This window comes from Enterobacter cloacae complex sp. IR5458 (assembly GCF_049238025.1).
Taxonomy (GTDB): Bacteria; Pseudomonadota; Gammaproteobacteria; order Enterobacterales; family Enterobacteriaceae; genus Enterobacter; species Enterobacter kobei.
This window is the reverse complement of the sequence record NZ_JBMKIF010000029.1, coordinates 1-12,316: the sequence shown is the minus strand read 5'-3', so window position 1 is coordinate 12,316 and position 12,316 is coordinate 1. Positions and strand designations below refer to the sequence as shown.

Here is a 12,316-nt window from a genome sequence, read left to right as displayed (position 1 = left end):
CCCGTAGGCCCGGTAAGCGAAGCGCCACCGGGCGCAGTTATTACCTGAAAATTGCCTCTAAACGCTGTAACACCAACATCGCGCTGTAATAATCCAGGCGGAACGTCTCCGTTCCCAGCGCCCAGACGCGCTTGTTCTGCACAGCTGGCAGGTGCGCCAGCAGCGGGTTGGCGTAGATCGCATCCACGTCTTTCTGGTCGCCGGCAAAGACAAACAGCCCTTCGCCGTTTAGCCCCGTCGCCAGGTTTTCCCCACCCAGCTGAATAATGTCGTGGCGTTTCCCCTGGCTTTTCGAGGTATGCAACCCGGCAGGCAGGTCCGCCAGCGTAAAGCCCAGCTGGTGCAGAAGCTTGCCCTGGGCCGATTCCGTGGTCCACAGGTTCGCCGTGTGTGCGGCGGCGGTATAGACGATGGCGTTTACTGGCTGCGGCGGCAGCGTCATCTGCTGCTTCACCTGGGCGAGCTGTTCATCAAATGCGGCAATGCGCTCGGTGGCCTGCTTTTCGTGTCCGGTCATCGTGCCCAGCTGCGTCAGCAGTTCCTGCCAGCTTTTGTCGTCGTAGTTGATGATAAGCGTGGGCGCGATGGCCGAGAGCTGATCGTACAGCGCCAGCGCCGAATCCCCGCCGGTGGCGCTGATCAAAATCAGATCCGGCATTTGGGCGGCCACCGCCTCTGCGCTGGGTTCACCAATATACAGCCGCGCAACCTTACGCTGTTTCGCAATGTCTCCCCACTGGCGCAGGAAACCCTGCGCATCCGCGACGCGGTTATTCGGCGTGGTCGCACCGCTGGCGATAACCGGCGCATCAATTGCCAGCAGGGAGCCGGTCAGGGTCACGCTGGTGGAGACAATGCGCGTCGGTTTGTGCTCAAGGGTATGAACGCCACGGCTGTCGGTGACCTGACGCGGCCAGTCGGCGGCGACCGCTGAGGTTAGTCCTAAAACAAAAAATCCTGTCAGAAGAAGGGCATTGCGGCATATGGCAAGGAGTTTCACAGAGCGGCATCCTGTTTTTATTGAAGATAATGCTTCTCATTTTCATGGTTGCCGGGGAGTGATGCAAGCGTTTGTCGAACAAGTTATTTGTCCGGCGGTTGACAGCGGGACGCTGTGGGATTAGGTTAGCCGACGAAAATATAAATGATAATCATTATTGCTTCTTTTATCGTTTGTGGAGGATGATATGGACACGTCCCTGGCTGAGGAAGTTCAGCACACCGCGACCACGCTGCCATCAGACAGCTTTTTCTTTATGTCGCCTTACCGCAGTTTTACCACCTCCGGCTGTTTTGCCCGCTTCAGTGAACCCGCCGTCGGCGGCGACGATCCGGCAGGTCACTTCCAGCAAAAATTAGCCCAGGCTTTCCGGAATGCGAAAGCCAGCGGCATTGCCCATCCGGTGATGGTGGGGGCCATTCCCTTTGATACCCGCAAGCCGTCGTCGCTGTTTATTCCGCAACGCTGGCAGACCTTTTCCCGTCCTGCGCGTCAGCAATCCGCACGTTATTTCTCCGGTTCACAGGCGCTGAAGGTGCAACAACGCACCGAGATCCCTGCGCAGTCCGTGTTTGAAGAGATGGTCGCGCGTGCAGCGTTGCTCACCGCCACCCCGCGGGTGAACAAGGTGGTGTTGTCGCGCCTGATTGATATCGCGGCTGACAAAAAGCTGGACAGCGGTGCCCTGATGGAGCGCCTTATCGCCCAGAATCCGGCCAGTTTTAACTTCCACGTACCGCTGGAGGACGGGGGCGTGCTGCTCGGCGCCAGCCCGGAACTGCTGCTGCGCAAAGAGGGCGCGCACTTTAGCTCGCTGCCGCTGGCAGGCTCCGCGCGTCGTCAGCCGGACGATGTACTGGATCGCGAGGCGGGTAATAAGCTGCTGGCGTCCGAAAAAGATCGCCACGAGCACGACCTGGTCACCCAGGCGATGAAAGCGATTCTGGAACCGCGCAGCCATCACCTGACCATGCCGTCTTCTCCGCAGCTCATTACCACGCCAACGCTGTGGCACCTGGCAACGCCGGTGGAGGGCGAGGCGCGTGAAAACGAGAACGCCCTGACGCTGGCTTGCCTGCTGCACCCGACCCCGGCCCTGAGCGGCTTCCCGCATCAGGCGGCGAAAGCGCTGATTGCCGAGCTGGAACCGTTTGATCGCGAGCTGTTCGGCGGCATCGTCGGCTGGTGCGACAGCGAAGGGAACGGCGAGTGGGTGGTGACCATCCGCTGCGCGCGGCTGCATAAAAATACCGTTCGCCTGTTTGCTGGCGCGGGCATTGTGCCTGCCTCCTCTCCTGTGGGCGAATGGCGTGAAACCGGTGTGAAGCTTTCCACCATGCTCAACGTGTTTGGTTTGCACTAAGGAAGACTGATGACCATTCCCTTTACCCGCTGGCCGGAGGATTTTGCCCGTCGCTACCGAGAAAAAGGCTACTGGCAGGATCTGCCGCTGACCCACATCCTGACGGACCATGCGGACAGCGATGCCGTGGCGATTATCGACGGCGAACGGCTTATCACCTATCGTAACTTTAATCAGGCGGTGAACAACCTCGCGTCCGCACTTCAGGCGCAGGGGCTGCATCGCGGTGAAACCGCACTGGTACAGCTCGGCAACGTGGCCGAGTTCTACATGACCTTCTTTGCGCTGCTGCAAATCGGCGTCGCGCCGGTCAACGCGCTCTTTAGCCATCAGCGCAGCGAACTGAACGCCTACGCTATGCAGATCAAACCCGCCGTGCTGATTGCCGATCGCGATCACGCGCTGTTTGCGGACGATGATTTCCTCAACACCTTCGTGGATACGCATCGGTCGGTACGCGTCGTGCTCCTGCGCGGCGATAAGGGCGAACACGCCCTGGACGCGGCGATTGCCCGCCCGGCGGACAACGTCATCCCGAACCCGACGCCCGCCGATGAAGTGGCCTTCTTTCAGCTTTCCGGGGGGAGCACCGGCACGCCGAAGCTGATCCCGCGCACGCACAACGATTACGACTACAGCATCCGCCGCAGCAACGAGATTTGCGGCATTACCGCGAAGACCCGTTATCTGAACGCGCTACCCGCAGCACATAACTACGCCATGAGTTCGCCGGGATCGTTAGGCGTTTTCACGGCGGGTGGCTGTGTGGTGTTAGCGAGCGACCCGAGCGCCACGCTCTGCTTCCCGTTAATTGAGCAACATCAGATCAACGTCACCTCGCTGGTGCCACCGGCGGTCAGCCTGTGGCTGCAGGCGATTGCCGACGGCGCGGGGAACGCACAGCTTAAATCTCTCAAGCTCCTGCAGGTGGGCGGTGCGCGCCTTTCCGCCACGCTTGCCGCGCGCATTCCGGCGGAAATCGGCTGTCAGCTTCAGCAGGTGTTTGGCATGGCGGAAGGGCTGGTGAACTACACCGCGCTCGACGACGCCCCGGAACGCATCATCAATACCCAGGGCCGCCCGATGTGTCCGGACGACGAAGTGTGGGTGGCAGATGAACACGGCAATCCGCTGCCGCGCGGGGAAGTCGGGCGTCTGATGACGCGCGGGCCGTACACCTTCCGCGGCTATTTTAACAGCCCGGAACACAACGCCAGCGCTTTCGACGCTGAGGGTTTTTACTGCTCCGGCGATCTGATCGCCATCGACGAGCAGGGCTATATCACCGTGCAGGGGCGCGAGAAAGATCAGATCAACCGCGGCGGAGAGAAGATCGCCGCGGAAGAGATCGAAAACCTGCTGCTGCGCCATGAGTCGGTGATCCACGCCGCGCTGGTGAGCATGGAGGACAGCCTGCTGGGCGAAAAGAGCTGCGCGTATCTGGTGGTGAAAAAGCCCCTGCGCGCGGTCGAGGTGCGCCGCTTCCTTCGCGAGGAGGGCGTTGCCGAGTTTAAACTGCCGGACCGCGTGGAGAGCGTGGATGCGCTCCCGCTGACGCCGGTCGGCAAAGTCGATAAGAAACAGTTGCGCCTGTGGCTGGCTGAACGGGCACAGGGCTGAGGAACAGAGTATGGCCATTCCAAAATTAACCGCTTACGCGCTGCCGACCGCTGCAGAACTGCCAGCCAATAAAGTGAACTGGGCGTTCGAGCCAGAACGTGCCGCGCTGCTGATCCACGACATGCAGGAGTATTTCCTGAATTTCTGGGGCGAAAACAGCGCCATGATGCAACAGGTGGTCGCGAATATCGCCAGACTTCGCGCGTACTGCAAAGCGCACAATATTCCGGTGTACTACACCGCGCAGCCAAAAGAGCAGAGCGATGAGGACCGCGCCCTGCTGAACGACATGTGGGGGCCGGGCCTGACCCGCTCGCCGGACCAGCAGCGTATTGTGGCCGAACTGACGCCGGACGAAGCGGACACCGTGCTGGTGAAGTGGCGCTATAGCGCGTTCCATCGTTCGCCGCTGGAGCAGATGCTGAAAGAGACCGGCCGCAACCAGCTGCTGATTACCGGCGTGTACGCCCACATCGGCTGCATGACCACCGCGACCGATGCCTTTATGCGCGACATCAAGCCGTTCTTTATCGCCGACGCGCTGGCGGATTTCACCCGCGACGAGCACCTGATGTCCCTCAACTACGTTGCCGGGCGTTCAGGCCGCGTGGTGATGACCGACGAGCTGCTGCCGTCCATTCCGGCATCGAAAACGGCGCTGCGCGCGCTGATCCTGCTGCTGCTGGACGAGTCCGATGAGCCGATGGATGACGAAAACCTGATCGACTATGGTCTGGACTCTGTGCGCATGATGGCGCTGGCCGCCCGCTGGCGCAAAGTGCATGGCGATATCGACTTCGTGATGCTGGCCAAAAATCCTACCCTCGACGCCTGGTGGGCGCTGCTCTCCCGCGAGGTGAAGTGATGGCGGGATTCGATTTCAGCGGCAAAACCGTCTGGGTGACGGGCGCGGGGAAGGGGATAGGCTACGCGACGGCGCTGGCGTTTGTTGACGCGGGCGCGCAGGTGACCGGGTTCGATCTGGCCTTCCCGCAGGACGACTACCCCTTCGCGACTGAAACGCTGGACGTAGCAAATGCCGCGCAGGTGAGTGACGTGTGTGGCCGCGTGCTGGCTTCGCTTGAACGCCTGGACGTGCTGGTCAACGCGGCGGGTATTCTGCGTATGGGGGCGACCGACCAGCTCTCGCAGGAGGACTGGCAGCAGACCTTCGCGGTCAACGTTGGCGGTGCGTTCAACCTGTTCCAGCAGACGATGGGCCAGTTTCGCCGTCAGCAGGGCGGGGCGATCGTCACCGTCTCCTCTGACGCGGCACATACGCCGCGTATCGGGATGAGCGCCTACGGCGCCTCGAAAGCGGCACTGAAAAGCCTCGCCCTGACCGTCGGCCTGGAGCTGGCGGGCAGCGGCGTACGCTGTAACCTGGTGTCGCCGGGGTCAACGGACACCGATATGCAGCGGACCCTGTGGACGAACGACGATGCACAGCAGCAGCGCATTCGCGGTTTTGGCGAGCAGTTCAAGCTTGGTATTCCGCTTGGCAAAATCGCCCGTCCGCAGGAGATTGCCAGTACCGTGCTGTTCCTTGCCTCCGATGCCGCCAGCCATATCACTCTGCAGGATATCGTGGTGGACGGCGGCTCCACGCTGGGGGCGTAAATGATCTGGAAACGTCATTTATCGCTCGACGAGCTGAACGCGACCAGCATGAACACCCTGGTGGCGCATGTGGGCATCGTCTATACCCGCCTCGGCGACGACACGCTCGAGGCCGAGATGCCGGTGGATGCGCGTACCCATCAGCCGTTTGGCCTGCTGCACGGCGGCGCCTCAGCCGCGCTGGCGGAAACGCTGGGGTCGATGGCCGGATTTCTGATGACCCGTGACGGGCAAAGCGTCGTGGGCACCGAACTGAACGCCACACACCACCGTGCCGTGGCGCAGGGGAAGGTGCGTGGGGTGTGCCAGCCGCTGCATCTGGGGAGAACAAACCAGAGCTGGGAAATTGTGGTTTTCGACGAGCAGGGACGACGATGCTGTACCTGCAGGTTGAGTACGATGGTGTTGGGGTAAGTCATTTAGCTGAAAGTGATCGGCTTAACACTGTGGTGTAAATCTCTGGTTTGACCACACATTATTGCGTTTCAGAGTTGTTAAATATTTACCGTTGTTCTAGAAACAAAATGTAACATCTCACTGTTTCACAACAACGGATAACCACAATGAACAACTCAGGGAAATACCTTACATGGGCAGGGCTCTCCGTTGTGGGAGCTTTTGCCCTGGGCTATATCGCCCTCAACCGGGGGGAACAGATCAATGCGCTCTGGATCGTTGTCGCCTCCGTCTGCATTTATCTGATCGCGTATCGTTTTTATGGCCGCTATATCGCGAAAACCGTCCTGGGCGTTGATGCGACGCGTATGACGCCTGCCGTACGTCATAATGACGGTCTGGACTACGTCCCGACCGACAAAAAAGTGCTGTTCGGTCACCATTTTGCGGCGATTGCCGGGGCGGGCCCACTGGTGGGGCCGGTGCTGGCGGCCCAGATGGGCTACCTGCCCGGGATGATCTGGATCCTCGCGGGCGTGGTGCTGGCGGGCGCGGTGCAGGACTTTATGGTGCTGTTCGTCTCCACCCGCCGCGACGGCCGTTCGCTGGGCGAGCTGGTGAAAGAGGAGATGGGGGCAACCGCCGGGGTGATTGCCCTGGTGGCGACCTTTATGATCATGGTGATCATCCTCGCGGTGCTGGCGATGATTGTGGTGAAAGCGCTGACCCACAGCCCGTGGGGGACATACACCGTCGCGTTCACCATACCGCTGGCGCTGTTTATGGGAATTTATATTCGCTACCTGCGCCCGGGACGCATTGGTGAAGTGTCGGTGATTGGCCTGGTGTTCCTGGTGTTCGCCATTATTTCCGGCGGCTGGGTGGCGGAAAGCCCGACCTGGGCGCCGTTCTTCGACTTTACCGGTATACAGCTGACCTGGATGCTGGTGGGGTATGGCTTTGTGGCGGCGGTGCTGCCGGTGTGGCTGCTGTTGGCCCCGCGTGACTACCTCTCTACGTTCCTGAAAATCGGTACCATCGTCGGGCTGGCGATCGGCATTCTGATTATGCGTCCGACCCTGACCATGCCTGCGCTGACTAAGTTCATCGACGGTACCGGCCCGGTCTGGACGGGCAACCTGTTCCCGTTCCTGTTTATCACCATCGCCTGCGGTGCGGTGTCTGGTTTCCACGCGCTGATTGCCTCCGGGACCACGCCGAAGATGCTGGCGAATGAAAATCAGGCCTGCCTGATTGGCTACGGCGGCATGCTGATGGAATCCTTCGTCGCCATTATGGCGCTGGTTTCCGCCTGTATTATCGACCCGGGCGTCTACTTCGCGATGAACAGCCCGATGGCGGTACTGGCCCCGGCCGGGACCGTTGACGTCGTGGCGTCTGCTGCGCAGGTGGTCAGCGGCTGGGGCTTTGCGATTACCCCTGAAACGTTGACGCATATCGCTAATGAGGTGGGCGAGCAGTCAATTATCTCCCGTGCGGGTGGTGCGCCAACGCTGGCGGTGGGTATGGCCTACATTCTCCACGGTGCGCTGGGTGGGCTGATGGACGTGTCGTTCTGGTATCACTTCGCCATTCTGTTCGAGGCGCTGTTTATCCTGACGGCGGTGGATGCCGGTACGCGTGCGGCGCGCTTTATGCTGCAGGATCTGCTGGGGGTGATCTCCCCGAACCTGAAGCGTACCGATTCGCTCCCGGCTAACCTGCTGGCGACGGCACTGTGCGTGCTGGCGTGGGGCTACTTCCTGCATCAGGGCGTGGTGGATCCGCTCGGCGGCATTAACACGCTCTGGCCGCTGTTCGGTATTGCCAACCAGATGCTGGCAGGCATGGCGCTGATGCTCTGCGCAGTGGTGTTGTTCAAAATGAAGCGCCAGCGCTATGCGTGGGTGGCGCTGGTGCCGACCGCGTGGCTGCTGATCTGTACCCTGACGGCAGGCTGGCAGAAAGCCTTCAGCCCGGATAACAAAGTGGGCTTCCTGGCGATTGCCAATAAGTTCCAGGCGATGATCGACAGCGGCAAGATCCCGGCGCAGTACAACGAGTCTCAGCTGTCGCAGCTGGTGTTTAATAACCGTCTGGATGCCGGGCTGACCATCTTCTTTATGGTGGTGGTCGTGGTGCTGGCGTTATATTCTCTTAAAACCGCGCTGGCAGCATTGAAAGTGGATAAGCCAACGGCGAAAGAGACACCGTATGAGCCAATGCCTGAAAACCTGGAAGAGATTGTCACCCAGGCGAAAGGGGCGCATTAACCAGTGTGCCGGGTGGCGCTAGCGCTTACCCGGCCTACATTTTCTGTGAGACCAGAACGATGTTCGACACCCTCTCCAAAGCAGGTAAGTACCTGGGCCAGGCCGCCAAAATGATGATTGGTGTGCCGGACTACGACAACTACGTTGAACATATGCGCGTCAACCACCCGGACCAGACGCCCATGACCTACGAAGCCTTTTTCCGCGACCGCCAGGACGCCCGCTACGGCGGCAAGGGCGGGGCGAAGTGCTGTTAACCCTCTTTTGGTAAATAGAGGCTGATCTGCTCCTGCTTGCAGCCGTAAATTGCCGCCACCTCCTGACGTGAACCGTCGAGAGCGCTCGAAAAGGCCTCTGCCGGACGACAGAGGCTTGCAGAAAATATGCGTTCAGGCGTTCAAACCGCCGTCCACGTCCAGACCGGTACCGGAGATCTGCCCGGCGGCCGGGCTGGCGAGGAAAGTGACTGCCGCCGCGATGTCTTCCGGCTGACCGTAATGGCCGACCGCAATCATCTGGCGCTGGGCTTCCGCCTGTTCCCCGTCCTCCGGGTTCATATCGCTGTTGGTCGGACCGGGATGCACCAGGTTGACGGTGATGCCGCGCGGGCCGAGATCGCGCGCCAGGCCGCGGGTAAGAGAGTTGAGAGCCGACTTGGTCATGGAGTAAACGGCAATACCGGGCATGGCCACGCGGTTTGCCAGGCAGCTGCCGATGTTAATGATGCGCCCGCCGTCAGACATGTGCACCAGCGCTTCCTGAATGGCGATCACCACGCCGCGGATGTTGACGTTGATCAGGGCGTCAATGTCAGCCAGCGTCATGGACTCCAGCGGGCCACCGCGCGCGATCCCGGCGTTGTTGACCAGAATGTCCAGCCCGCCGAGCGCGCGCGCCGCATGGGTGACGGCATCCTGAATCGCCTGCGCGCTGGCGCTGTCAGCCTGTACGGCTTCACCGTATCGGCCAAGCGCTTTTATCTCATCGGCGACCGCCTGGGCTTTATCGGCTGATTTTTCATACGTTATAACCACATCGGCACCGGCGCGGGCCAGCGACAGGGCTATCGCACGGCCCAATCCACGGCTGGCACCGGTAACCAGCGCTTTCTTACCTGTTAAATCGATCTGCATGATGACCTCGTTGCGAGAGAGTGGTGAGAATCATCATTAGGTATAGACGGTCGGCGCATTTAACGGGGGAATGTTTCCACCTTCTCAAACGCGGCGCGCAGAACGTCAGGGGTTAACTCAACGGGCAGATAATGAATCGACTCCACCGGACGCAGAGTGTGGGTAATAACCTTATCCAGCGCGTCGCGGTTATTAATATCAACGTCCAGTTCGCGTAGCCGGGTCGGCAGGTTAAAGCGTTGATAGGCCGCCACCAGCTGCGCCAGCACGTCGTCCTGGCCGAGCAGGGCGCTTTGCACCAGAATGCCGTAGGCCACCTTGGTGCCGTGCAGGTATTTTTCCGTCTGCGGCAGCACGGTTAAGCCGTTATGTACGGCATGCGCCGCCGCCACGCGGGTGTAGCGCTCGCCCAGACCGCCGACCATTCCCCCGCCGGCAACGATCGCATCCACTACGTCCCGGAACGCCTGCGATAACTCGCCACGCTGTTGGTCTGCCAGCGCTTCCTCGCTGCGTTCCAGCAGCACGTCGCGGATCGCCAGCGCGCTGTTGATGCCCAGCCGCACGGTCAGGGGCAGGTTTTCCGGCTCAGGTGCCAACACAACCGCTTCGTACCACTTCGCCAGCGTGTCGCCGATGCCCGCCAGCAGGTATTCCGCCGGGGCATTGAGAACGATCTGCGGCTCCACCAGCACCAGGAAGTTCGCGTCGTCGAAAATCTCAAACTGCAGCGCCTGGCCTTTATCGTTGTACCAGACGGAGAGCGGGGTCCACGCCGCGCAGGTCGCGGCGATGGTGGGGATGCCCACGAACGGTACACCTGAACGGCGCGCCACGGCTTTGACGGTATCCATCACCGAGCCGCCGCCGATGCCTATCACCACGCTGACGTCGCTGCCGGCTTCATTCACCAGGTGGCTGACGTCGCGCTCGCTGCAGTGGCCCTTAAACAGCAGGTGTTTTGCCCCCGGCGCGTCAAAGCTCGCTGGCAGGAAAGGGCGCGCGGCTTCGATGGCGCGCTCGCCGTAAATCCACACCGCGCGGGAAAGCTGCTCCGGCGTGAAGAAATCATTGAGATGCGCAAGGCTGCCTGGGTGGGAGAAGTAGTTCGCCGGGCCGGGCACGACGCGGATATCGGTATTGCTCATGGTGTTGTCCTTTTTTAGCACGCGCTAACCCGATGTTATGTCTGGACATCCGGATGGCTAATAATATTTCGCTTTATCTTATGCCTTTTCCGTCGTTGTCAGTCAACCGGCGCTGTGAAAAATTCGATAAATCAGAAGAGTAATGAAGGATTTACGCGGATGGTTTCCAGTCGCCTTGAGATGCGTGGTATCAGCCTGGCCTTTTCCGGCTTTCAGGCGCTGTCACGGGTGGACTTTACCCTGAGCGGCGGGTCGGTGCATGCGCTGACCGGCGCCAACGGCGCGGGGAAATCGACGCTGATGGCGGTGCTGTGCGGAACGCACGATCGCTATGAAGGCGAGATTTGCATTAACAACCAGTCGGTGACGATCCGCGAGCCGCTGGACGCCAAACGGCTGGGCATTCACCTTGTGCAGCAGGAAGTGGACGTGGCGCTGATCCCGGGGCTGAGCATTGCCGAGAACATCATGCTCGACCAGCTTGCGCAGCCCGGGCACCGCTTCAGCTGGCGTGCGGTTCGTCACCAGGCGAGACAGGCGCTGGCGCAACTGGACGTGTCCATGGATGTTCGGCGATCGGTCGACAGCTGCACGCTTGCTGAAAAACAGCAGATTTTGCTGGCGCGGGCGCTGTCCCATCATTGCCGTTTTTTAATTCTGGATGAACCCACCGCACCGCTGGATGCACACGAAAGCGAGCGCCTGTTTGCGGTGGTGAGACGCCTGCAGCAGCAGGGCATCAGCGTAGTGTTTATCTCGCACCGTATTCACGAGCTGAAAGCCATCTGCGACACCCTGACGGTGCTGCGTGACGGCAAGCTGATTGAGTCCGGCCCGATGGCCGATCTCAGCGGCGAAGCGATCGTTGAGAAGATGCTTGGCCACGTGCTGAGCGATATTTACCCGCCTGCTCGCCCCCCGCACAGCGACGAAACGTTGCTGCGCGTAGAGGGCCTGCACGATGACGCGCTGCTGAAAGATATCTCCCTTCACCTGCGCAAAGGCGAAATTCTGGGCATTGCCGGGCTGGCGGGCGCGGGTAAAACCGAACTTTGTAAGGCGCTGTTTGGCGCCACGAAAAGCCGGGTGGCACAAGGCGAATTGAATTATCAGCCCTGGAAACCGCACGACCCGGCCGACTCGGTGCTGCGCGGGCTGGCGCTGGTGCCGGAGGAGCGGCGCAAGGAGGGCATTTTTATCGACGAGCCCGTGAGCATGAACCTTGCCGTGTGCGCCGATAACAGCTTCTCGCGCTGGAGCCTGTTTGGTCATCGTCAGGCGTGGCGCTGGGCAGAAGAGGTGATTGCCCGCGTCGGCGTGCGTGCGCGGGGGCCGGGGCAGGTGCTGCGCCGTTTGTCCGGCGGCAACCAGCAGAAGGTCGCCATCGGTAAATGGCTGCGTAATGATGCCAGCGTGCTGATTTTCGATGAGCCGACGAAGGGCGTGGACGTGAAAGCCAAAACCGATCTGTTCCAGCTGATTGACGGCCTGGCGCGCGAGGGCAAAGGGGTGATTTATGCCTCGGGTGAATTTGCCGAGCTGGTCGGGCTGTGCGACCGCATCTGCGTGCTGTGGGACGGACGTATCGTGGCGGAAATCGCCGGGGCCGAGGCCCGTGAAGAGACACTACTTTATTATTCAACCGGAGGATCGGCGTCGTGAGTAAGGCCCTTTCAGTGACTGCGGCGGCGTCAGGCCGTCAGCATATTTAATGAGATGGTCACTCCCTCCTTCCCGGTACTATGCTGAGGACAGGCTTTCAT

11 protein-coding genes are annotated in these 12,316 nt (G+C 60.6%); 8 read left to right on the top strand and 3 right to left on the bottom strand.

The window, feature by feature from the left end; translation table 11 throughout:
• Window positions 1-40: 40 nt before the first annotated feature.
• Window positions 41-1,000 (bottom strand): Fe2+-enterobactin ABC transporter substrate-binding protein, encoded by a 960-nt coding sequence (gene fepB, locus ACOTYN_RS20115; RefSeq protein ID WP_063861199.1) that lies wholly within the window; start codon window positions 998-1,000, stop codon window positions 41-43.
• A 187-nt stretch (window positions 1,001-1,187) separates the two neighbouring features.
• Here fepB and entC point away from each other — a divergent pair, with 187 nt between their 5' ends.
• The 7 genes from entC to ACOTYN_RS20080 all read left to right on the top strand — a co-directional run bounded on the left by entC (window position 1,188) and on the right by ACOTYN_RS20080 (window position 8,529).
• The gene (gene entC / locus ACOTYN_RS20110) at window positions 1,188-2,363 is read left to right on the top strand and encodes an isochorismate synthase EntC (protein ID WP_241819742.1); all 1,176 of its coding nucleotides are present in this window, start codon (window positions 1,188-1,190) and stop codon (window positions 2,361-2,363) included.
• Between the two features lie 9 nt (window positions 2,364-2,372).
• Window positions 2,373-3,983 (top strand): (2,3-dihydroxybenzoyl)adenylate synthase EntE, encoded by a 1,611-nt coding sequence (gene entE / locus ACOTYN_RS20105; protein WP_332958727.1) that lies wholly within the window; start codon window positions 2,373-2,375, stop codon window positions 3,981-3,983.
• Between the two features lie 10 nt (window positions 3,984-3,993).
• Window positions 3,994-4,848 carry an isochorismatase gene (locus ACOTYN_RS20100; protein ID WP_320728890.1) on the top strand — a complete coding sequence of 285 codons (855 nt, stop codon included), beginning with the start codon at window positions 3,994-3,996 and terminating at the stop codon, window positions 4,846-4,848.
• Window positions 4,848-5,603 carry a 2,3-dihydro-2,3-dihydroxybenzoate dehydrogenase EntA gene (gene entA, locus ACOTYN_RS20095; protein ID WP_241819744.1) on the top strand — a complete coding sequence of 252 codons (756 nt, stop codon included), beginning with the start codon at window positions 4,848-4,850 and terminating at the stop codon, window positions 5,601-5,603. Before ACOTYN_RS20100 ends, entA begins: the two co-directional genes overlap by 1 nt.
• Entirely contained in the window at window positions 5,604-6,017 is a 414-nt protein-coding gene (entH, locus tag ACOTYN_RS20090; protein WP_014882954.1) for a proofreading thioesterase EntH, read from the top strand. It begins immediately after the preceding gene.
• 149 nt (window positions 6,018-6,166) lie between these two features.
• Window positions 6,167-8,272: a pyruvate/proton symporter CstA gene (cstA, locus tag ACOTYN_RS20085; RefSeq protein ID WP_332958717.1), complete on the top strand. Its 2,106-nt coding sequence runs from the start codon at window positions 6,167-6,169 to the stop codon at window positions 8,270-8,272.
• Between the two features lie 59 nt (window positions 8,273-8,331).
• The gene (locus ACOTYN_RS20080; RefSeq protein WP_014169079.1) at window positions 8,332-8,529 is read left to right on the top strand and encodes a YbdD/YjiX family protein; all 198 of its coding nucleotides are present in this window, start codon (window positions 8,332-8,334) and stop codon (window positions 8,527-8,529) included.
• 132 nt (window positions 8,530-8,661) lie between these two features.
• On the opposite strand, the gene ACOTYN_RS20075 is transcribed toward ACOTYN_RS20080, so the two are convergent.
• Both ACOTYN_RS20075 and ACOTYN_RS20070 read right to left on the bottom strand, forming a co-directional pair.
• Complete coding sequence (locus ACOTYN_RS20075; RefSeq protein ID WP_014882958.1) at window positions 8,662-9,405, bottom strand: SDR family NAD(P)-dependent oxidoreductase; 744 nt, start codon at window positions 9,403-9,405, stop codon at window positions 8,662-8,664.
• 59 nt (window positions 9,406-9,464) lie between these two features.
• Window positions 9,465-10,553: an oxidoreductase gene (locus ACOTYN_RS20070; RefSeq protein ID WP_332958715.1), complete on the bottom strand. Its 1,089-nt coding sequence runs from the start codon at window positions 10,551-10,553 to the stop codon at window positions 9,465-9,467.
• 159 nt (window positions 10,554-10,712) lie between these two features.
• On the opposite strand from ACOTYN_RS20070, the gene ACOTYN_RS20065 reads away from it, so the two are divergent.
• Entirely contained in the window at window positions 10,713-12,215 is a 1,503-nt protein-coding gene (locus tag ACOTYN_RS20065) for a sugar ABC transporter ATP-binding protein (protein ID WP_332958711.1), read from the top strand.
• Window positions 12,216-12,316: the final 101 nt, after the last annotated feature.